General features: G+C 56.0%; 17 protein-coding genes and 1 pseudogene. 10 read left to right on the top strand and 8 right to left on the bottom strand.

Going from position 1 to position 21531, the window contains the following annotated elements; all coding sequences use genetic code 11:
• Positions 1–109: 109 nt before the first annotated feature.
• From ACR0IY_RS08235 to ACR0IY_RS08245, 3 genes are all read left to right on the top strand, one after another.
• Complete coding sequence (locus ACR0IY_RS08235) at positions 110–1087, top strand: HpcH/HpaI aldolase/citrate lyase family protein (RefSeq protein WP_480672110.1); 978 nt, start codon at positions 110–112, stop codon at positions 1085–1087.
• Positions 1088–1256: 169 nt separating this feature from the next.
• Positions 1257–2405 (top strand): amidohydrolase, encoded by a 1149-nt coding sequence (locus ACR0IY_RS08240; protein ID WP_480672112.1) that lies wholly within the window; start codon positions 1257–1259, stop codon positions 2403–2405.
• Positions 2406–3062: 657 nt separating this feature from the next.
• A complete protein-coding gene (locus tag ACR0IY_RS08245) occupies positions 3063–6242 on the top strand; it encodes an AAA family ATPase (RefSeq protein ID WP_480672113.1) in 3180 nt (1059 codons plus the stop codon).
• Between the two features lie 33 nt (positions 6243–6275).
• Here the strand turns inward: ACR0IY_RS08245 and ACR0IY_RS08250 are convergent, their stop codons facing one another.
• The 6 genes from ACR0IY_RS08250 to ACR0IY_RS08275 all read right to left on the bottom strand — a co-directional run bounded on the left by ACR0IY_RS08250 (position 6276) and on the right by ACR0IY_RS08275 (position 10804).
• Complete coding sequence (locus ACR0IY_RS08250; RefSeq protein ID WP_480672115.1) at positions 6276–7334, bottom strand: 2Fe-2S iron-sulfur cluster-binding protein; 1059 nt, start codon at positions 7332–7334, stop codon at positions 6276–6278.
• Between the two features lie 8 nt (positions 7335–7342).
• On the bottom strand, positions 7343–7816 hold the full coding sequence (locus ACR0IY_RS08255) for a hypothetical protein (RefSeq protein ID WP_480672117.1): 474 nt from the start codon (positions 7814–7816) through the stop codon (positions 7343–7345).
• Between the two features lie 2 nt (positions 7817–7818).
• Positions 7819–8976, bottom strand: coding sequence for an aromatic ring-hydroxylating oxygenase subunit alpha (locus ACR0IY_RS08260; RefSeq protein ID WP_480672119.1), 1158 nt, complete (start codon positions 8974–8976; stop codon positions 7819–7821).
• Between the two features lie 9 nt (positions 8977–8985).
• On the bottom strand, positions 8986–9249 hold the full coding sequence (locus tag ACR0IY_RS08265; RefSeq protein ID WP_480672121.1) for a hypothetical protein: 264 nt from the start codon (positions 9247–9249) through the stop codon (positions 8986–8988).
• A complete protein-coding gene (locus ACR0IY_RS08270) occupies positions 9246–9836 on the bottom strand; it encodes a TetR/AcrR family transcriptional regulator (protein WP_480672123.1) in 591 nt (196 codons plus the stop codon). Before ACR0IY_RS08270 ends, ACR0IY_RS08265 begins: the two co-directional genes overlap by 4 nt.
• Positions 9837–9952: 116 nt before the next feature.
• Complete coding sequence (locus ACR0IY_RS08275; RefSeq protein WP_480672125.1) at positions 9953–10804, bottom strand: Rossmann-like and DUF2520 domain-containing protein; 852 nt, start codon at positions 10802–10804, stop codon at positions 9953–9955.
• A gap of 178 nt (positions 10805–10982) precedes the next feature.
• On the opposite strand from ACR0IY_RS08275, the gene ACR0IY_RS08280 reads away from it, so the two are divergent.
• From ACR0IY_RS08280 to ACR0IY_RS08310, 7 genes and pseudogenes are all read left to right on the top strand, one after another.
• Complete coding sequence (locus tag ACR0IY_RS08280; RefSeq protein WP_480672127.1) at positions 10983–11348, top strand: putative quinol monooxygenase; 366 nt, start codon at positions 10983–10985, stop codon at positions 11346–11348.
• 96 nt (positions 11349–11444) lie between these two features.
• Positions 11445–11660, top strand: a pseudogene (locus ACR0IY_RS08285) (double zinc ribbon domain-containing protein); the annotation flags it as partial.
• A 120-nt stretch (positions 11661–11780) separates the two neighbouring features.
• The gene (locus ACR0IY_RS08290) at positions 11781–14900 is read left to right on the top strand and encodes an adenylate/guanylate cyclase domain-containing protein (protein WP_480672771.1); all 3120 of its coding nucleotides are present in this window, start codon (positions 11781–11783) and stop codon (positions 14898–14900) included.
• 42 nt (positions 14901–14942) lie between these two features.
• On the top strand, positions 14943–15884 hold the full coding sequence (locus ACR0IY_RS08295) for a hypothetical protein (protein WP_480672129.1): 942 nt from the start codon (positions 14943–14945) through the stop codon (positions 15882–15884).
• A complete protein-coding gene (locus ACR0IY_RS08300; protein ID WP_480672131.1) occupies positions 15871–16347 on the top strand; it encodes a hypothetical protein in 477 nt (158 codons plus the stop codon). Before ACR0IY_RS08295 ends, ACR0IY_RS08300 begins: the two co-directional genes overlap by 14 nt.
• A complete protein-coding gene (locus ACR0IY_RS08305; protein WP_480672133.1) occupies positions 16344–18248 on the top strand; it encodes a GMC family oxidoreductase in 1905 nt (634 codons plus the stop codon). The genes ACR0IY_RS08300 and ACR0IY_RS08305 overlap by 4 nt, the downstream gene beginning before the upstream one ends.
• Positions 18245–19321, top strand: a complete 1077-nt coding sequence (locus ACR0IY_RS08310; RefSeq protein WP_480672135.1) for a ferritin-like domain-containing protein — start codon at positions 18245–18247, stop codon at positions 19319–19321. The genes ACR0IY_RS08305 and ACR0IY_RS08310 overlap by 4 nt, the downstream gene beginning before the upstream one ends.
• A 61-nt stretch (positions 19322–19382) precedes the next feature.
• Here ACR0IY_RS08310 and ACR0IY_RS08315 read toward each other — a convergent pair whose 3' ends face one another.
• Both ACR0IY_RS08315 and ACR0IY_RS08320 read right to left on the bottom strand, forming a co-directional pair.
• Positions 19383–19967, bottom strand: coding sequence for a UbiX family flavin prenyltransferase (locus ACR0IY_RS08315; protein ID WP_480672137.1), 585 nt, complete (start codon positions 19965–19967; stop codon positions 19383–19385).
• Positions 19964–21472, bottom strand: a complete 1509-nt coding sequence (locus ACR0IY_RS08320) for a UbiD family decarboxylase (RefSeq protein ID WP_480672773.1) — start codon at positions 21470–21472, stop codon at positions 19964–19966. Before ACR0IY_RS08320 ends, ACR0IY_RS08315 begins: the two co-directional genes overlap by 4 nt.
• Positions 21473–21531 lie beyond the last annotated feature (59 nt).

The raw sequence follows: 21531 nt of genomic DNA on the forward strand, positions 1-21531 counted from the left end.
TGGCGAAGACGGAAACGGAGCAGTCGAAGCCAAGGTCAAAGCCGAAGTCGCCGACCTATGCGCCAAATTCCCAATCTATCCGAACCTGTAAGACGAAGGACACAAACCCATGAGCTTTCATTCCATCGACCAAGCCCCCGCCCGCCTGAACCGCAGTGAGTTGGCCGTGCCCGGCAGCCAACCCGATATGTTCGAAAAAGCCGCAAAATCGGATGTGGACGTCATCTTCCTCGATCTGGAAGACGCCGTAGCGCCGGACGAAAAGGAACAGGCCCGCAAGAATATCATACAGGCGCTGAACGATATCGACTGGGGTAACAAAACCATGTCGGTGCGGATCAACGGGCTGGACACCCACTACATGTATCGTGACGTGGTGGATGTGGTCGAACAGGCTGGCGAACGGCTGGACCTGATCATGGTACCCAAAGTCGGAACCGCCGCTGACGTTTACGCTGTCGATATGCTGGTGACACAAATCGAGGACGCCAAAGGCTATAAAAAACGGATCGGGTTCGAACACATCATCGAAACGGCGCTGGGTATGCAGAATGTCAGCGACATTGCAGCAGCGTCGAAGCGCAATGAAAGCCTGCATTTCGGTGTGGCCGACTACGCGGCCTCGACCCGCGCACGCACCACGATCATCGGCGGTGTAAACCCGGACTATTCGGTTTTGACTGACGCAGATGCGGACGGCGGCCGCCTGACCCATTGGGGTGATATGTGGCATTATGCGCTGGCGCGTATGGTGGTTGCAGCCCGCGCCAATGGCCTGCGCCCGATCGACGGACCTTTTGGCGATTTTCAGGATCCCGACGGCTACAAAGCCGCCGCCAAACGCGCCGCTGTTCTGGGGTGTGAAGGCAAATGGGCCATCCACCCAAGCCAGATTGCACTGGCCAATGAGGTGATGTCGCCATCAGACGCCGAAGTCACCAAGGCGCAGCGCATTCTTGTCGCCATGGCCGAGGCCGAGGCCGCCGGCAAAGGCGCAGTCTCTCTGGACGGGCGGTTGATCGACTTTGCCTCGATCCGTCAGGCCGAGGTTCTGGTTGAAAAAGCCGGCCAGATTGCAGCGGCCTAAGTGACTTAAATCAAAAAATGGCTGCGGGGCGAAAATTAACCCCGCAGCAAAAGTCGCCGGTCGATGACAAAGATCACTTGGCCCCGCATCACTCCCTGCCTTATCACTCGGTTAGAGAACTTCAGAGCATCGAAAAGCGGTGTGCCGGAAGGGAATAAAGGAGGCACGGATGGAAATTGACTTTGAAGAGCTGAAGAGCTTGAGACAGACTTTTCATCAATTTCCAGAATTGGGGTTTCAGGAGGAGCAGACCAAAGCCAGAGTAGCGGAGGAGTTGCGCAGCTATGGTCTTGAAGTTCACGAAGGCATCGGGGTTGTAGGCGTCCTCAATGCAGGCCGTGGCAACCGCGCGATCGGCTTGCGTGCCGACATGGACGCGTTGCCTATTTCTGAGGCCAGCACTCACGGTTACGTGTCTCAGAACGCTGGCGTCATGCATGCCTGCGGTCACGATGGGCACATGACAATGCTTTTGGGCGCAGCCCGCGCGTTGTCCGCTGACCCCAAATTCAGCGGCACCGTTGTGTTCATCTTTCAACCCAACGAAGAGGTCGGCCTAGGCGCACAGGCAATGATGGACGAGGGTTTGCTGGACCGCTTTCCGATGGAAGAGGTTTACGCCATCCACAACCTGCCGGGCGCGCCGGTGGGGCAGATATCCACGCGCGACGGGCTGATCTGCTCGTCCGAGAGCCTGTTTGAAATCGCGATCACCGGTCAGGGCGGGCACGCATCGATGCCTCAGGCCGGTCGCGACGCCATCACAATTGGTGCCGAAGTTGTGCAGGCCCTGCAAACCATCGTAGCCCGCAAGCTTGCACCCGGTGCGGGTGCTGTGGTTTCGGTTACCGAATTTACGACAGATGGTCAGCGCAACGTTTTACCGGGCAAGGCGATTTTAAAGGGCGACGTTCGCGCGCGCAGCCCCGAAGATCGAGACAGTATCGCGGTTTATATGCGCCAGATCGCGGCAGGCATCGCAAATGCGCATGGTGCGACGGCAGAGGTCACATTCAAGACCGAGTTCATCGAAACCATCAACTCCACCATCCCGACCGATGCCGTGATCCGAGCAGCCTCGGCGATAGGGTTGGACACAATCCCGGATCGGCAGCCGATGAGTTTTTCCGAGGATTTTGCTCATTTCAGTGCTGCAGTGCCAGGCTGTTTCATTTTGCTGGGGAACGGCGAAACCGGTTCTCATGGGCAACCGTTGCATTCGAATGATTACGATTTCAACGACGCGCTTCTGCCCATCGGTGCGAAGTTTTGGTCAGCACTGGTGCGTGACAGACTACCCCCGCAGGACGGCGGCTGAGCAGAGGTGCGGTCGGCCCCTAATTCTATTACTGCTGCGAGCAATTTCACCAATTCCCATTCGGTACAGTAGTGGCGCAGGGAAATGCGAATGCCGTCCGCCAATCCTAAAAGTTAAAAAAATGTTTCCGCTGAAATGATCTGCCTTACGGGTTCGTGTTCTGATCCCCTGTCGGTTCGGACTTTCTTCGACGTCCGCAGTGACCATGCCTTTTATGGCACTGGAAACCAGCCTTTCGCGCGCAGGGTTGTCCGCGCCTGCCACTTCGATCCAATTGCGGGGACCCGTTGCATCCAAAGACTGTGGCATACGAACCTGCATCCTGTGTTCCAAACGCCCACCTTGTTGCCAGCGCATCGACCAGGGCGGGGATGTTCTGGATCATCTTTTTGGTTCCGGCGGCAAACCTTAGAACGCAAAAACAATTTCTGTGGCACGCATCGACTGCAGCAACGCACTCAGACTTGCCGGGTTTCAACGTCACAGTATACGTTTGGATCAACTTTTAAGTTTTTTACAGATGCCCGTGCAGCGCGATGTCTGGGAGTTTACCTTCGGTACCGTGGGGTTCCACTTCGGTTGACTAGTATAACCCTACAGTGACAGTGGGTGCACCCACGATAAACCGTAGTCAGTATTAGGGGTTTCAAAAGAGACATGCCCAATCTGCGTGAATGGTTATTACAAAAGAACCTTGGCCAGCTCGAAGAAAGCCTGGCCGAAAACGAAATTGATCTGGATGTTCTGTTTGACCTGACGGATGAGGACATGCGGGAAATGGGGCTTTCTCTGGGCGCGCGGAAAAGATTGCGCGCCGCGATCCAAACTCATGAGGACGATAGCCCCCAAAACCAGGTGGATGGCGTACGCACGGCTGAACGTCGGCATCTGACGACCTTATTTGTTGACCTCGCGGACTCGACGGCTCTGTCTTCCCAGCTGGACCCCGAAGACATGGGTGATCTTATCAAAGCATATCAGAACACCGTCGCCGGTATCGTCACACGCTACAAAGGGCACATCGCCAAATATATGGGCGACGGCGTGCTGTGTTACTTCGGTTGGCCAGAAGCGCATGAGGACGATGCCATTCGCGCGGCGCGATCGGCGTTGGAAATCACCCGCACTGTGGCGACAATGCGTGCACCGGACGGACGACCGCTGGCTGCACGGACCGGGGCGGCCACGGGAATGGTCGTTGTCGGTGATCTCATCGGGGAAGGTAGCGCTCAGGAAGAGAGCGTTGTAGGCGATACTCCAAACCTAGCGGCACGCCTGCAAAATGCGGCCGATCCCGGCCAGGTCATCGTATCCGAGACCACAAAACAGCTCGTTCTACAGGCGTTTGAGTTTGAGACGATGGGAATGCTGAACGTCAAAGGGTTTAGCGACCCGGTTCCCGCGTGGCGTATTGTGTCCAAGCGCAGTCTTGAAAGCCGGTTTGAAGAGCAGGACTCCGCCCCGATGTCACCTATGATCGGACGCAGTCACGAACTGGGGTTAATCATGGAACGCTGGCAGCGCACCCTGTCGGGTGAAGGGCAGGTCGTTGTTTTGACAGGCGAAGCGGGCATAGGAAAGTCCAGGCTGACACGGGCTTTTACGGACGAGATCAGACAGCAGGATCACTACCGGATCAGCTATCACTGTTCACCCTACCACACGGACTCAAGCTTTCACCCGGTTATCCGGCAACTATCACACGCGATGGATTTTTTGGAAACGGACACTGCGGATCAAAAACTTGAGAAACTACGCCGCCAGCTACGCGCCGCTGACCCACAAATTATCGCTGAGCTTTTACAGGTTTCAACACACGAACCAGGTGACATACCTGGATTGACCCCCCAACAGCTCAGAGTTCGCATTATGCAGGAAACGTCTGCCGAAGTGCGTGCCCTGTCAGAGGAGAAACCGGTTATTGTCGTGGTCGAAGACGCCCATTGGAGCGACGCGTCTACGCTTGCAATGATCGAGGCCTGCCTGAACCAGATCGCAGATGCGCGGGTCATGATGCTTATTACGGCACGGCCTTCATTTGCATATGGGTTCAGGGGCCACCCAATCGTTTCCAGGCTGGCGTTGAACCGATTGGGATCGAATCAAACCGCCGACATTCTGGCAAAAATCACTGGCGGCAAACAGTTGCCGGATGAACTTGTCACCGAGATAATCAACCGAACGGACGGTATCCCTCTGTTCATTGAAGAGCTTACAAAGACGATAGTCGAATCCCGCGACTTGGTGGAAACTGAAACCAGCTTTGAACTTGCCGGCCCGCTCAGCCGGGTGAGCATTCCCGCGACCTTGCATGACTCGCTAATGGCCCGCATCGACAGGCTGCAACCCGTCAAGGAAATCGCCCAGATCGCGGCCTGTATCGGTCGTGAGTTCCGTCGGCCTGCGCTGGCAAAGATAGCGCGGGTCGATGACCAGACGCTCGATCATGCATTGGAACAACTGGCGCGAAGCGAACTTGTGTTTCGGCGCGGCGCGCCACCGGATGTCTCATACGTTTTCAAACATGCCCTCGTTCGGGATGTCGCCTATGACAGCCTGCTCAAGCGTCGTAGAACCGAAATTCACCATCGCCTGACGACGTTGTTCGAGGATGACCCGAACGTACCGCCCGAGCTTGTGGCACATCACGCGACCCAGGCCGGATTGACCGAGAAAGCCGTTTTGTTATGGCGCGAGGCTGCCAAAAACGCAGAGGCGCGTCCCGCCTATGTCGAGGCGACCAATCATCTGAGAACCGCATTAAAGATGGTGACTCTCCTGCTCGACAATTCCGAATGGAGGGAAACCGAGCTGGCATTGCTGGTGCAGCTTGCGCAAGTGCACATCGCCAAGGATGGCTATGCTTCGCGCGAAGCAAGTGAAACATTCTCTCAGGCGCTCGACCGTGTCGAAGCAACTTCAGATCCCGAATTGAAGATCGCCATCTACTACGGCACCTGGATCGGGCCCTATATCGGAAATGACATGCACCGGGCGTATGAACTCGTGACCCGGCTATTGCAGGATATGGCCGATGCACCCGGACCCATTCCCCTTTTAATCTCGCATCGCATGCGGGCTGCAACATTGATTGCAATGGGTCGGCCGTCTGACGCCCTGACCGACCTTAGAACAGCGTATGAGCTGTACCAGACCGCAGAGCTGACAGACTTCTCTACAAAATTCGCACAGGACCCGGGGGTGCAGATCTGGTGTTATATGTTGCTGGCGCAATGGTTGACCGGTGACGAGGACGAAGCGTGGAATGTCGCAGAAAAAGCGATTGAGCGGGCACGCGAGCTCGGGCATGCGAATACTCTTTGCTATGCCATGTTACACGTCGCTACCCTGTCGATTTGGGCTGGAGATATTAATCGTGCACGCAGTCTGAATGACGAAATGCGCGCCGTCGCACAAGATCACGAAATGACCCTTTGGCAGGATTTTGTCATGATACACGACGCAATTTTCGCCTGCATGTCCGACGAACCCGGTGCCGTGGCTGCACTGGACGCAGCCCTGGAACATTACCGGAATAAGGGGTGCAGGCTATGGTTTACGCTATATCTGTCCGAACAGGCAAAAACCATTCTGCGCACCGGCGATCCGCGCGCAGCGCAGGATGTCATCAGCCTCGCTTTTCGCGAACAGGTTGAGACCGGAGAGCACTGGGCTGAGGCCGAACTTTATAGGATTGAAGGTGAAATCAAGGCCGCTTTGAAAGACTTGGACGGAGCCGCAAAAGCAATTGATAATGGTATTTTAGTCGCAAGAGCGCAAAAAGCACCGATCCTTGAGGCCCGTTTACAAACCACCAGAAAGCAATTGAACATTTAGCCGAGCCCTTTTTGCGCAATGTATAAACCATATTCAGCCCTCAAAACTCAAAGCCAACTTTTCTTGCGTTGCCACGCTTTGACAACACAGGATGAACCCCTTTGAAACGTCGTCGTTGTCAAGTGCTACGCAGTTCCGCATATGGACGCCCCCCTCCGTCAGGTGGGCGACACATGCGCCACAAACGCCAGACTGACAGCTGAATGGCGGATTCAATCCGGCTGATCGGGCTGCTTCCAGTATTGTTTGACCGGCAGCAACGGAAACTTTGGTGATTTCACCGTTCAGCTCAATCCGGACAGTTGCGGCAACACCCCGCACACTCAGGTCGCTGTCAGTATTGCCTCCAAAGCTCTCGCTATGAATTCGATCGTCGGGGACATCCAGATTTTGCAACGCGGCCCGAACATCCGCATTCATGCGGCCGGGCCCGCATATCCAGAACTGAGTGTCCTGCGCCACAGGGGGTGTCTCGGATATGGCGGCCTGAATGGCAGTCGCATCCAGCCGCCCGGTGCGCCAGGGCGAGAACCAGTTTAGCATAGAAGGTCGCGACAGGATGTGTCGCACCGTCAGCCGCTGCGGGTGCTGCGCCTGTAATTGTTCAATCTCTTCCCCGAAAATAATGCTGTTGGCATTTCTGTTGGCATAGATCAGATGCGCGGTTGAATGCGGCTCGTGATCCAGAACGGCATTGATCATCGCGTAGACAGGAGTAATTCCGCTGCCTGCCGCGAAAAAATAATGGGTGCGGCGTTTAAGGGCCCCGGGTTGCAGGATGAAATGCCCGAACGGCGGCATGACCTCAACCTGATCATCGGGCGAGAGCGTATCGCCAATGTGGTTGGACACCAAACCGTCGTTCACCCGTTTAACCGTGATGCGCAGGGGCGCGCCGGGTGGGTTCGAGATCGTATAGCTGCGCCGGTATTCCTCACCATTAATCCGGAACCGGACAGTCAGGTGTTGTCCGGCCTCCCATCGAAACACATTCGCCAGCTCGGACGGAACACCAAAGGTGACGCTGGTGGCTTCACCGCCAATTTCCTTGCGGATGCCCGCCACCGCCAGAGTGTAAAAGTCGCGTTTCATAGGCTCTGTCACCGATAATCGTAGGTCGTCGTCATCGAGCGGATCACTGGTCCGCCAAGATAGGTTTCAAAGACAAAATCGTCCGTTTGCAGCATGCTGCCTGTGTACCCCTGCCAATCATACTCGACACGGGTCACGGCGGTCACATGCGGCGCGCCATCCATGTTTGTTGAAGAAATCTTGGGCGCAGTGCGGCCCGTTTCCTGATATCCCTCCAACGCCTTTGCAATCTCGGGATCATCTAAATCGGTGGCATCAGCGACCTTGTATGAGAACACATCGTCCTTTTGCCCCAGTCCGTATTTTATGATGACCTTATGTTCTGCATCGGGGTGCCAATTGTCCCAGGTCGCCGAAAGGCTGTGTTCGTCCTGCGCCTGCAAGACTCGGGTGACGACATCCTCGGGCGAAGCAGCTTGCGCCGTCAGCACTAGGGCCGAGGCCAGTGTGATACCGATCAGAGTTGCGTGAATTGGTTTCATTATCAATCTCCGGTGCCTTGCATGTATCCAAGCACTGTTTTCTGGTGCTGCGTCACCGGGCTTTCGCCCACCCCGGCGGGCCCGATTTCAAAATAAGGGCTTTTCAGGGACTTCTGCTGTTGCTCGCAGGCAAAGATATCCTCGGTCGTGAAATCGCCGGAGGCCATCGGATCGTCATCTCCGGCAGCATCCTCACCTTGGTATTTAGGCCCGCCGAAGTTCTTCCAGAAATTCCAGCTTTTCCACTGCTGTTTCTGGAACGCCCAGTCCGATACATTGGCCAGCTTGGTGCGGTTTTCCACCCGGGTCAGATCTGGGGCAAGCGGCGTGATGACAAATATGTTCCAACTGTCCTCCCCTGCGCCAATGCCAATTCCGGGGAATAGCATCGGAACCCACGCCCCCACATGAGGCTCAGGGATCACACGCGGCGTCGGCAAGTTGGCTTCCAAGTTCTTTGCATATTCGGCAGCCGGGGGTTCCCAAAAATGATAGTGCGGCCCTTTCCAGCCATACTCGGCCTTGGTGTGGTCATACATATGCAGCGTGTTCGAATGCAGGTGGCTCAGATGATAGACGTCAATGTAGTTTTCAACGACAATCTTCCAGTTTGCCTTGATCTCATAGGAATTCCGCGCGTCGGTGTATTCGACCAGCTCCTCGGGCTTGTGGGGGCCAAGCAGCGGGTCGACCTCTCCGAACCATTCGGCCAGCGTCGGTGCATTTGGATCGGGATGCACAAACAACATGCCGCGCCAGACATCCACGCTGGCCGGCTTGAGTCCGAGGCAAGACTTGTCGACACCACTGGGAAATTCGGACGTCTCATCGGGGACCGACATCTGGTTGCCTTCCAGATCATAGGTCCAGTCGTGATACGGGCAAGTCAGCGCCTTCTGAGTTTTACCAACCGCACGGATCAACTGTGTGCCACGGTGACGGCAGATATTGTGAAATGCCCGCAGACGATGGTCGCGCCCCATAACGATGAACAGGTTGTTCAGCCCCGCCTGCACCGACAGAAAGTGACCTGGCCCCGGAATGTCCTCGATTAGCCCGGCAAAGCGCCAGGTGCGTGAAAAGATCAGGCTCTGTTCCCGGTCGAACCAGTCTTGCGATGTGTAAGCCTCGACCGGCAGATGGTGATACATTTTGGTCATCAGAATACCTCAGGCAAGAAGATGGGCGTATTGGGGAAACAGGCTGGCGGCGATCATCGTCACTCCGAGCAGTGCCCAGAGCGCAACGATAGCCCAGAACAGAAACGGGTCTTCGTCGCGGTTGATTTCGAACACCAGAAAGGCTTGTCCGTTCATGATCGTCGGAACAATCCACCAAACAAACAACAGCCCCCAGATCCAGTAGATACCCAACACCGTGGCGACCAGCAGTACTGGCAAGGCGATGTAATTCGCAGTTCTGGTCGGGCTCATTGTTTGGCCTCCAGAACGGAAGCCAGCAACGAAGCCGCCAGTTTCAACTCTGCCCGCCAGATTGCGGGTGGTTCCAGTGGGGACAAGGCATCCATACTGACAAAGATCGCTGAAATGCCCTGTGTCACGGCGCGAATGTTTGCATCTGATTCAGATGGGGCCGCACGGCGCAGGATGACTTCGACCACATTGAAGAAATCTGTGAGGCTGTCCATCAGGTCCTGCCGCAAGTCAGGGCGATCCGGCACGGCAGTAACCAATGCCTGATAAGCCAGCATCAGCCTCGGATCGGTTCCGCTGTCTTCTGCAAACAACGCATCCACCAGATCCGAAGGCGTCGCAGAGTCCGGCAGAGCGTGACGCAACCCGTCCAGCGACGAGTCAAAGCCCAAAACCACAAACGCGGCCAAGGCCGTTATCATCTCGTCCTTGTTCCCAAGGTAATGGCGCAGCAACGGACGTTTGACACCGGCTTCGTCAGCAATCCGGGCCTGAGTTGCGCCCTCTAGCCCGAACCGTGCGACGCAGCTCAGGTAGGCGTCGAGAATCTCATGGGATCTTTTGTCTTTAAGTGATGGTCTGGGCATGTGTATCTCATTTATTGTCACAGATGACAATTAATGCTGATGCCTTTATTGTCAATGATGACAATAAATAAATTGCCAAACAAACCCGCCCCTCTCGAACTGTGGTCAATCGCGCACTAGCCTGGTTTGGTCGAACCGCCCTTTTTGAGGGACCGCGCCAGATCACTCAAGACGCGATAGACTTCACCCGCCTCGGGATGCCAGTTCGCAACGTCATCGCCCTGAGAGATGACGACTTTTTCGTCCCCCCTGGCTGCCGGGCCTGTCAGTGCCTGCTGCGGCCCCAATGCTTTGACGTTTTCGACGGTGCTTTCCAGCAACTTGGCGTTCAGTTGAGGAATCATGTCATCTGTAACACCCGCCTCGGACCACGCTTCGCGTGCGATGGCCTGCAAGACCACGCTAAAGTTGTTCGAGATTACAGCCGCTGCGTGATAAAGGCTTTTCCTTTCGGAACGGATCGAAAAACACTCTGCCCCCAAGCGTTCTAATAACGGTCGAAGGAACGTGATCGCGTCTGCATCACCCTCCAATCCACAGAGCGTACCGCAAAACTGGTTTTTGGCCTTTTCTGGATCCGCGAAGGACAAGACCGGGTGAACGCTTGCCAGATTCCAGTTCAACTTGCGCAGCGGTGACATTTCTTCTGCCGGGAAAAACCCACTGCAATGAAAGGCAATTGGGTGCAGTTCGGTCGAGTTTACCCCTGAACCGGATTCTGCAAGTGTAGATGCAACAGATGAAATCTGCGTGTCCGGCACCGCGATGATCCACAGATCAGCTTCTCGCAAATCGGACAGCTCTTGCACTGCCCGACCTGCACCGACCTGTTGAACGACACGTTGCGCCGACGTGTAACGCGCGCTCAGAACATCCTGTATCTCACAACCCTCTAAGTCAGCCAACAAGGCCAGAAACGTCTGCCCTACTGCCCCTGCACCAATCAGGTTTACTGTGATCTGGTTCATTTTTAACATTCCGCAGAATCGATAGTGTGTGCTCAGTCGACGAAGATAATTGCAGCAAAACCGCGCTTGGCCAGAAGCAAAAAGTTAATCTTGGATACCGGCCGTCTCTGTTAATTGTCTGCGCAACCGCCGGGTACGAACTGACCGTCCGGGCCGCGTCTCGAAAGGGGATGTAGAGATGTATAGCACAATCGCAACTTGGTATCTGAAACCGGACCTCCAGTCAGAAGGCATTGCTGCGCTGAAGCAATTGGCCAAGGATGTCGAAGAAAATGAGCCCAACACTTTAGGGTACCTGATCCATACCGGTGCCGCAGGCTCTGCCCCGCCTTGCAGTGATGGAACGATTGTGTTCGTAGAGATGTACAAAGACAAAGAAGCATTCCTTTATCATTTGAGCGGCCCGGTTTTTTCGACGTTCCTGAAAGAAAAAGGCCATCTTTTCCAACCGACGCCAGGCAGCGACACCCCATTTGTGCTGGTTGAAAACGTCGATCGAATTCAGGGTTTCCTGCGGCCAGAAGCCGGGTCTGACCAGGTCTAAGTTGACCAGTTGGGTGTCAGGGCAATCTACCCGGAACACTCCGTTGAGATGCCTAAAACGCCTTTCGGAATTGGTTGACGACGCATGGTCGATAATATGCTACGAAAGGTTGTGAACTATGTCTTTTGTTTCACCATTGACGGGTTCTTTTTGCAAACAGGGGCGACCAGATTGGTAAGTCCGAACGTCAATTGCCAGGGATGTGGGGCGGCCAGTCCGGCCGGGTCGAATTTCTGCCACAGCTGCGGAAGTGCGCTGCCCTTGGCGTGTGGGGCATGTGGCGCGGTCGCTGTGGAAAACGCGCGATTTTGCACGGCTTGTGGAACACCGTTGTCCAGTTCGGTCAGGGAACCGGTCCAGACTGACCAACCAGACCCCCAAGAACAAACACCACCAAAACAACCACACGAAAACGTCGCTGAACGCCGCCAGTTGACTGTTGTTTTTTGCGACCTGGTCGGCTCTACCGCCCTTTCCGAAAAATTCGACCCCGAAGATTATCGAGAACTCATAACCCGATACCGTGATCTGGTTGGTCGGACGGTCGTCAAATATGGCGGTGAAGTTGCGAACTATGCCGGTGATGGTGTGGTTGCGATCTTTGGCTATCCGACCGCGCAAGAAGTAAGCCACTATTCTGCGGCGCTTTGTGCGCTCGAGATTGCCGGTACGGCGCGTGACATGGACGTTGGGTTCTCGCGCCAGACGGTTTCCACAAATGTGCGCATTGGAATCCACACCGGGCCGGTTGTTGTTGGAACGGCCGCAAGCTCGTCGACGAACGAAAAAGTGTGGCTGTTCGGAGATACTCCAAACGTGGCAGCCCGTATTCAATCCGCCGCCGATGTGGGCGAGGTGGTGGTTTCCGAGGTCACACGCCGGTTGATCGGTGAGCGTCTGGATTTCACATCGATCGGCAGCCCGCCCCTTGCCGGGGTGAGCACGCCGATGGAGCTGTATCGGGTGCAAAGAAAGGTTTCGGGGTTCGAGTCTGCCCGCAAGGATTTTTCCCATGACACGACGCCGACAATCGGACGGACCGCTGAAATCGCGTTGGTCCAGTCAAGATGGGAAGGCGCGCTGGATGGTGAGGGGCAGGTTCTGCTGCTGACTGGCGACGCCGGAGTAGGAAAATCCAAGATCGCGTTCGGACTTAAGGATGGGCTATCGAGTGAAGATTCGACCCAGTTCATTCTTTTCGGGTCGCCTCTGCATCAAAGCAGCGCCTTTTTCCCAATCAAGAATGCGCTGACCACGCTGACAGGAATGTCACCCAACGCGGCACCAGACGATAGCAGAGAAAAGATTGTCGGTTTTCTGACCGAACTGGGCTTAGACACTGAATCCTACGCCGCCCCAATTCTGCGTTTGATGGGTCTGGAGGACAGCACGTCCCTGGTCGAGCCGATGGCGCCCGAGCGCGAAAAAGGGGCGTTAATCGAATCCCTGCTGCAACTTTGCGCGGGGCTGGAACAAAACAGGCCATTGCTGCTGTTGCTTGATGATGTTCATTGGTTTGACGCCTCGACGCTGGAGTTTGTTAATACCTGGGTAGAACAGTTATCGAACCGGCGGTGTCTGGTACTGATGACAGCCCGTACCGAGTTTCAGTCGCCCTGGCGGAACCAGTCTCATGTCACTAGCCTGGAGCTGAACCGCCTCGTGCGTCGCGACATCTATAAGCTGGTGGAAAGCATTTCCGGTGTCCGGCCATCCGAAGAGGTTCTGAGCCAGTTGGCCGAGCGAACCGACGGCGTACCCCTGTTTGTCGAAGAACTGACCAAGATGGCGATGGAATCCGGCTTGCTGGCCAGCCGGGGCCAAAGTCAGGCCGAATTGTCCATGGCAATCCCTGAAACACTACAGGATTCACTCATGGCCCGGCTCGACCGGTTGTCCGCCAGTCGTGAGATCGTGCAGGTCGCCGCCGCGATCGGGCGGAACTTTGAGCGGGACCTGTTGTCCGAGGTTTTGGACTGGAGCGACGATGACATCGCGAACGCGCTGGATCAGCTGCTAGAAACAGAGTTGATCGTTTCGGTGGGACAGCCCGGTGGCGAAGACGCGTTCAGGTTCCGGCACGCGCTAGTACAGGATGCGGCATATCAGTCTATGTTGCGATCAACTGCATCCAGATGGCACGGACAAATCGCGGACGTCCTTGAGGCAAAATACACGGAAACCGTCGCGCGCGAACCGGAAATTCTGGGCCACCACTATTGGCGTGCGGGCAATTATGCGGCCGCTGAAGGCAAGCTGATGACGGCAGCGCGCCAGGCGCTGGATCATTCCGCCAATGTCGAAGCCATCACACATCTGAAACATGCGCTGGAATGCCTTCAGGAAATGCCTCCCTCGCAAGAGCGCGATCGGCGTGAGATTGATCTGCAAATCATGATAGCCGTGCCACTGGCCTTTGTTCGGGGCTATGCGCACAAGTCGGTTCTGTCCGCTTATTCCCGCGCGCAGGCTTTGTGCCGCGAATACGGTGAAACGGAACGGCTGTTCAAGGTTGTGTATGGCCAGTTCCGGTCAACGATGCTGGGTGGGGAATACGCCATTTCGAAACAGAACGCGGACCGGCTGGTTTCCCTGTGTCAGGATTTGGACAGCCCATTGGTTCTGGTCTCTGCCGAACGATCGCACGGGGCGTTACAGACGTATCTGGGCCACCCGGTGGATGCCTTGAGACATCTGGATGCGGGGATTGAGGTCGACCTATCGATCGAGCACCGATTTGTTGGTCTGGACTATGACGTCGTGGATCTTTCGGTCGCCCTACAGGGTTATCGAGCCTTGTCGAGCTGGCTGTCCGGGGATGAGGCCACCGCGCTTGAGGCCATCAACGCCGCGCTTGTGCATGCCGAAGAGACCTCCCACCCGTTCAGCCAATCCTTTGCCCATGCATTCCTGGGATGGATTTCTTTGTTCCGCGGGGACGAAGGGTCAGTAAAGGACAGTTCGGCGACGTTGATCGCACTTTCAGAAGAGTACTCATTTCAATTCTGGCGCGGTTGGGCGCGGGTCATGAACGGATGGGCACGTCGCAACACAGATGGCGAGAAATCGCTGGACGATATTGAACTGGGCCTGCGGGAATGGCGCGACACCGGTTGTCGGTTGGGGCTGAGCTTTTTTCTGTATCTGTACGCAGATGCCGCCATTTCACATGAGCGGCTTGAGCTGGCCGAAGACCTTTTTCATCAGGCCGACCAGTTCGCTCAGAACAGCGGTGAGAAGTTCTGGATCGTTGGCCTAACTTGCCTGCGGGGCAAGCTGGCGCTGGCACATGGCCAAGACCGCGACGGGATCGAACATTTCAAAGACGCCGCACTGCTGGCGCTTGAGCTGGGTCACTACGGCCCGCTTCTGATCGTAGTCAAAGAAATGGCCGGACTCCAATCTTCCTCAGGTTACCTGGATGAGGTGGGCAAGGCTGTTCAGTCAGCACTGGATCAGGCCGCTGGAGGTGCGCCTGCACTGCTTGAGGCACATACTATTTTGAAGAATTTATCGACAGCCATGCCGGAGGCATCAACGGACAAGAATTGAGTACATAAATTTGTCAAAGCCAGTGGGGAGGACACAGCCATCATGACAAAGAAAAAAGCCAAAAGTGACCGGTGCCATCAAACCGACGTCACCGGAGTTATGCCGAAGCTGCCGAAACTTTTTGACACCTTCCCCTTCTACTACGCCTCTTTGCAATGCCAATGGATGTACTGGTACACCTCGGTCGAAGTGGCCAAGCCTTTCGTCAAAGGCACTGGCCTTTGCGTAGCTGAGTTTCCCGATGAGAACGGCGAAAACAAAGCCGTCATACTGCTGAATTTTCAACGCTACACTGCGCACTACGATAACTCTCTGGGGTTCGTGAACGAGGTAGAGTTCAACCTTCTGGCCTACCCTACGAACCGGGTGCCGGGTGTGCCCAAAATGTCCCTGACCGAATATTTGCACGGCCGGGATCAAACCAAGACGATTGGCCATTTGCGCATCCATGTCGCGGCGGACAATGCCGTAGCAGTTACGGCAGGCCGGCAAGCCTTTGGCGAACCTAAGTTTCTGGGGCATTTCAACTACAAGGTTCCTTCCTTGAACGCCAAGATGAAAGGCGAACCGCCGATTTCCCCAAAGAAGTGGTGGATACAACTGGTCAACCCTGACGATCCGCAAACCATCGTCTACGACCTGAAGGCCGATCTGGGAAAATTGAAGGGTGACCAGTGGACCTTGACGAATTGTACGCCAATCCCGGAATTCGCAACCGGGCTTGGTCGAACTGTCTGGACCAGATGGACCATCTCGGGCCTGTTTGAAACGGCGATGCTGACAACCAAAGACACCAAGCGCATTGCAAAGAGTTTTCATCTGAAACTGGGCGAGAATGATTTTCCGATGACACGCGACATGCACAAGCTGTTCACGGATATGACGCCCGTCGCCGTGCAGGTCTTTGAAAGCCCACCCGCCTGCTTTGAACCGCGCGGTTTCTATGTGGACGCCATCGACGGGGACCGCCATGACCATGCATGATGAAACACCTGACTATCAGGCCTTTCTGACCGTAAGCGCCGCACTGACCGGATATGACAGTGCCGAGTTGCAGGGGACGGGCTGTGCCAAGGAATACTGGCACCAGTTCCGGCAGGTTTTGCCCGAGAACATATTGAAGATGTTCCTGTCTCATGCACCACAGCTGGGAAAAGAGAATGATGATGAGATTATCCGCCAGTCCTACCTGTCCGACAGGTGCCTTGGCCCGGTGGCACGTGTACTGATTCAGCTTTGGTACACCGGCCAATGGATGCCCCTTCCACAGGAATGGCGCGAAATCTATGGGGCTTCTCGGTTCGACGTAGTCAAGATCATCTCGACCCGCGCCTATAAGGAAGGATTGGTCTGGGATGCCATCGGCGCCCACCCCATGGGAGCGAAACAACAGGGTTTTGGGGCATGGAGCCTTGAACCCCCTAAACAACGGGGGGCAGGCAAATGAGTGCTATTACGGACGACGACAGAACCTATGACGTGGTGATAGTGGGGGCCGGGTTTGCTGGCGGCATACTGGCGAAAGAACTTGTGTCTGCAGGCCATTCCGTTCTGATCCTCGAAGCGGGAGCAGATCACGGTAAAACGTGGGAGACCTATCGATCTTATCTGGACCAGTATTACCTGTCTCTGGCCAAGACGCCGAATTCACCCTATCCAGACCTGCCGACACTTCCGTCACCTTCGGTGCTTGATATCACGGCGGTTCGGGGCACTGAACCCGACACGAATGGCTATTTCGTGCAACGCGGTCCGCTGCCATTCGGCAGCAACTACCTGATGGCATATGGCGGCACGTCTCTGCACTGGCTGGGCACCAGCCTGCGAATGATGCCTGCGGATTTCGAAATGCAGAGCCGTTTTGGTCTGGGCGTCGATTGGCCCTTTGGCTATCAGGACATCCGTTCTGATTACGAACGGGCCGAATGGGAGATCGGAGTTTCGGCTGATGCTGACGAGCAAACGCCCGAGGCGCTGGGAATTCGCACTTCTGGCCGATACGATAACAAAGGGTATTTCGCAAAGGGTTATGATTATCCGATGCACTCAATCCCTTCGTCCTATGTTGATAGCTTTTTTGCCCGCGCGGACGGAATGCCCATCGAAATCGGTGAGGATGCAAGGGACTCTGTCAGTCTGAAAGTGTCGCGCACACCTCAAGGAAGAAATTCCACCCCTCGAACTCCAAAAAACTCCAAGGATATCCCTGTGGGCGGAGAGCGGCGGCCGCAGTTCCGCCCGCGCGGATCAACCGGACCGTTTGCTTATATGGGCCAGCGATGCGAAGGCAATTCAAGCTGTATTCCGATTTGCCCCATTCAGGCCAAGTACAACGCGATGAAGACGCTGGAAGATGCAAGGCACGCGGGCAAGCACCTTATGGAGACGATCACCCAGGCGATTGCATCAAAGGTCGAACTTGCCGAAAGCGGCCGCGTTTCAGGCATCGTCTACAAGAAATACCCATTTCCCGGTGTGCCCCAGTACGAATTGCGCCGCGCAAAAGGTAAGCAATATGTATTGGCCGGTGGGGCCATTGAAAACGTCACGCTGGCGCTGGCCTCCGGCATCTGCAAGACCAGTGGCGAGTTAGGGCGCAACCTGATGGATCATCCTTACATGATGACCTGGGGCGCCGCGCCTGAACCCGTAGGTCCGTTTCGTGGGCCAGGATCCACATCCAGTTACGCGAATTTCAGAGACGGCACCTTCCGCGACAAAACCGCGGCATTCCGGCTTGAGATCGGAAATTGGGGCTGGAACTTTTCTGCGGGGTCACCGAACTCGGACGTGACGCGGTTGGTTGAACAGGAAAACCTGTATGGCAAAGCCCTGCGGGACAAACTCTATCACGATGTCCAGCGACAGATCCGCATCGGCACTCTGGTCGAGCAACTGCCCCGATCAACGAACCGAGTCACAATCGACCCGGCCTATCGTACGCCGATGGGAGAATACCGCCCGGTCATCAGCTACGATCTGGATGACTATTCGCGCGCCGGTCTGGCGGCAGCATACGATACATGCGCTCAGATTTTTCAGCGGTTGGGTATCAAGAACCACACGGCATATAACCCTTCGGATGCGGGGTATTTCACTTATGACGGGCGCGGATACACCTTCTTTGGGGCCGGTCATCTGGTCGGTACGCACCGGATCGGTTCGGACAAGCACAATTCGGTGACCAACGACGTGATGCGAGCCTGGGATCACGACAATCTGTGGCTGGTCGGTGCAGGTTCGATGCCCACGATTGCGACGTCTAACCCGACACTGACGCTGTCCGCCATGGCCTACAGAGCTTCCAGAGCCATCAAAAAGGCCGTTCAGAAAGGGGGTGCGAAATGACTTCTCAGGACAAGCTGGACAAAACACGCGAGAAACTGTGCGGGTTGCTTCAGGATGCGCTGATACTCGAGCTGACGACCATCCCCCCCTATGCGACCGCCTGCTATTCCATCCTGGAACAAGGACAATACGACCGGTCAGAGCCAACCATTGTAAATGCCGAACCCATCGAAGTGATCCGGCAAGTCATGGTCGAGGAAATGTTGCACATGGTGCTCGTGGCGAACGTCCTGAACGCGATCGGCGGATCTCCGGTCCTGAACGACCCGGATCAGTTGCCCACGTATCCCCAGCCGCTCCTGCAAGGGCGTGGTCCAACTGTTCATTTGCGCCGGTTTTCGCCCAAACAGGTCAAAAGCTTTCGCCTGATCGAAACCGCGCCCAAGGATACGGGGCCTGCAAAAAAGGGTGACTATCACACCATTGGTGGGTTCTACACGTTCATCAGACAGGAACTGGAAAAAGCCTGCGACACCTTCGGAGACGATGCGATTTTCATCGGTGACGCTATTCGGCAAATCTCGAACGACGACTATTTTGGTGCCGGGGGCGAAGTGATCGAGGTGACCGGAACCCCGGCGCAGCGCCGCAAGGCTGCGATGAAGGCAATCAAGGAAATCATGGAAGAAGGTGAAGGGGCCGACATGGGGCACAGGGCCGGTGACGGAGACACCATACCCGGACCCGAAGGACGCGAAGACATTGCGCATTATTTCAAGTTCAATGAAATACTGCACAGCCGTTACTATCACCCGGACGATAGCGTGAATGATCCGCCCACAGGCGGTGATCTTATTGTCGATTGGAGTGCTGTCTCGCCGATGCAGGACGACCCGTCCGAAGACAACTACAAAAACGCGCCCGAGATTGCAGCAATTTCCGCCGAGTTCAATGAAGCCTGGTCCGGATTGCTGGACGGTCTGCAAGTCGCATTCAACGAAGACAAAAGCGCTTTGCGTGATTTGGTGCCCGCGATGTACACTATTAAATCACTGGCGCAGAAGTTGATGCGGATACCCTTGCCGGATGGATCGGGCGAAACCGCCGGGCCAACGTGGAGGTACAGTAGGTAGACTTAAGGGAATTTTCCTTTGTGTACCTCGGCAGCGGTTACATGATGTGCGTGGAGTGGGATCATTGATTTACGTCCGCCAAGGACTGCCATCGCTTTGCAACCGGAGCGTTGACGCCCAGACAATCAACGGCACGTGCCGCGATCTGATCGGTAATGTCGGTCAGACCGCGCGGCCCGAGGTAGAAGGCGGGAACCGGTGGCATGATCACCGCGCCCATTTCGGTGGCTGCAGTCATATTCCGTAGATGGGCGAGCGTCAGGGGGGCTTCGCGGGTCAGCAATACCAACGGCCTGCGCTCTTTCAGCTGCACGCTGGCTGCGCGGGTCAGCAGGTTGTCGTCCAACCCATGTGAGATCGCCGCGAGGGACCGCATCGAACAGGGCGCCACGATCATACCCGATACCGGAACCGAACCTGATGCGATGCTGGCACCAACGTCGCTGGCAGCATGATATCGAGTGGCCAGATCGCGCAGGTTTCCAAAGGCATTGGCACCGCATTCCTGTTCCAGAGTAAGGCGGGCAGCCCGACTGACCACAAGATCAATCTCGATACCAAGCGTCGACAGAATTCGGGCGGTCGAAAGGCTGAGGGCTGCACCGGACGCGCCGGACACCCCCAGTATGACACGAGAATTGTTCATTTTCTCAGCTCCGGCAAAATTCGGTCCACAAGATCGGTAGCAAAGGTGACATCCGAATCTGCAGATCGCATGACCTGCCCCCATTCACGGCGGGTTTCACTGCCGATTTTGGTGGTTGCATCCAGCCCCAATTTCCCCGCCAGACCGGGTTGCGGAGACGCAAAATCGAGATAGTCCATGGGCGTATTCTCCAACACCATCACGTCGCGAGAGGGATCCATGCGTGTCGCCAGCGCCCAGGCTATGTCATTCCAATTTCTGGGGTCGATGTCGGAATCCACCGCAACAATCATTTTGGTATAGCTGAACTGAGGCAACATCCCCCACAACGCCATCATGACCCGCCGCGCCTGCCCGGGATAACGTTTCTCGATGCTGACAACGGCAATGCGATAGGAGCAGGCGGCAGGGGGCAGCCAAAGATCGCGGATCTCGGGAATTTGGGCGCGGATCGTTGGCAAGGCGAGCTGGTTGAAGACTTCTCCGATAATCGCGGGTTCATCCGGCGGACGACCGGTATACGTCGACAAGTACAAAGGGTGTTCGCGGTGGGTCACGGCACTGACCTGCATCACGGGAAAAGGTTCCGCAGGGTTGTAATACCCGGTGTGATCCCCGAAAGGGCCCTCTGGCGCGGTTTCGGTGGGTGAAACCCAGCCCTCCAATACAATCTCGGCATCTGCTGGAACCAGTAGGGGAACGGTTCGGGCCGGGACCAATCGCGGACGAGCGCCATTCAGAGTACCTGCAAATGTCAGTTCGGATACATTTTCAGGCAGCGGCAATGCCGCCGACAGCAGAGTCGCCGGGTTTGCGCCCAGAACGATTGCGACGGGCAACTTTTCGTTGCGCTGTGCCCAGCTGCGATGATGCGCGGCCCCTCCCCTATGCGGCAGCCAACGCATGATCACGCGACTTTGGTCCAGAACCTGTACCCGGTAGACACCCGCGTTATAGCTTCCAACGGATTCCGGACTACTGGTATAGGGCCGAGTGACTACAACCGGCCACGTAATAAGCGGCCCGGCATCGCCCGGCCAATGCGTTTGGATCGGTAGGGCTGACAAGTTGACGTCTTCCCCACTGTGGATCACGCTTTGAACCGGGGCCGACTTGGTGATCTTTGGTCGGGTCGACAGCGCAGCCTTTAACAGGGGCCAACGCGACAGTGCATCCCGCAACCCATCTGGCGGGGCCGGAGCCCGAAGCGCTGCAAGGAATGAGCCTAGATCGTCCAGCCCATCCATCGAAACCCCAAGTCCGGCGGCAACCCGTTCCATGGTTCCAAAAAGGTTCACCACAACCGGAATATCCGCCTTCTGGCCCTGGCCAAATGTTGGGTGGTCAAACCGCAGCACCGGCCCGCCTGCCTCCAGAACGGTGCGGTGTACCGCCGTCATCTGATGGCGCACGGTAACCGGGTCGGAAACAGCGCAAAACTGACCGTTGTCTTCGCACCAATTCAGGAAATGTCGAAGAGTGGGATATTGCGGCAAAGTGCGAATGGGACGGCTCCGGTAAACTACCACCCACCTAGCAACGAAAACAACCGGCAGAATTGACA

This window comes from Ruegeria sp. BC1 (genome assembly GCF_056539305.1).

Coding starts and splice junctions, on each gene's coding strand:
- ACR0IY_RS08235 (WP_480672110.1), top strand. CDS start 110: ATGAGCTTTCATTCCATCGACCAAGCCCCCGCCCGCCTGAACCGCAGT.
- ACR0IY_RS08240 (WP_480672112.1), top strand. CDS start 1,257: ATGGAAATTGACTTTGAAGAGCTGAAGAGCTTGAGACAGACTTTTCAT.
- ACR0IY_RS08245 (WP_480672113.1), top strand. CDS start 3,063: ATGCCCAATCTGCGTGAATGGTTATTACAAAAGAACCTTGGCCAGCTC.
- ACR0IY_RS08250 (WP_480672115.1), bottom strand. CDS start 7,334: ATGAAACGCGACTTTTACACTCTGGCGGTGGCGGGCATCCGCAAGGAA.
- ACR0IY_RS08255 (WP_480672117.1), bottom strand. CDS start 7,816: ATGAAACCAATTCACGCAACTCTGATCGGTATCACACTGGCCTCGGCC.
- ACR0IY_RS08260 (WP_480672119.1), bottom strand. CDS start 8,976: ATGACCAAAATGTATCACCATCTGCCGGTCGAGGCTTACACATCGCAA.
- ACR0IY_RS08265 (WP_480672121.1), bottom strand. CDS start 9,249: ATGAGCCCGACCAGAACTGCGAATTACATCGCCTTGCCAGTACTGCTG.
- ACR0IY_RS08270 (WP_480672123.1), bottom strand. CDS start 9,836: ATGCCCAGACCATCACTTAAAGACAAAAGATCCCATGAGATTCTCGAC.
- ACR0IY_RS08275 (WP_480672125.1), bottom strand. CDS start 10,804: ATGAACCAGATCACAGTAAACCTGATTGGTGCAGGGGCAGTAGGGCAG.
- ACR0IY_RS08280 (WP_480672127.1), top strand. CDS start 10,983: ATGTATAGCACAATCGCAACTTGGTATCTGAAACCGGACCTCCAGTCA.
- ACR0IY_RS08295 (WP_480672129.1), top strand. CDS start 14,943: ATGACAAAGAAAAAAGCCAAAAGTGACCGGTGCCATCAAACCGACGTC.
- ACR0IY_RS08300 (WP_480672131.1), top strand. CDS start 15,871: ATGACCATGCATGATGAAACACCTGACTATCAGGCCTTTCTGACCGTA.
- ACR0IY_RS08305 (WP_480672133.1), top strand. CDS start 16,344: ATGAGTGCTATTACGGACGACGACAGAACCTATGACGTGGTGATAGTG.
- ACR0IY_RS08310 (WP_480672135.1), top strand. CDS start 18,245: ATGACTTCTCAGGACAAGCTGGACAAAACACGCGAGAAACTGTGCGGG.
- ACR0IY_RS08315 (WP_480672137.1), bottom strand. CDS start 19,967: ATGAACAATTCTCGTGTCATACTGGGGGTGTCCGGCGCGTCCGGTGCA.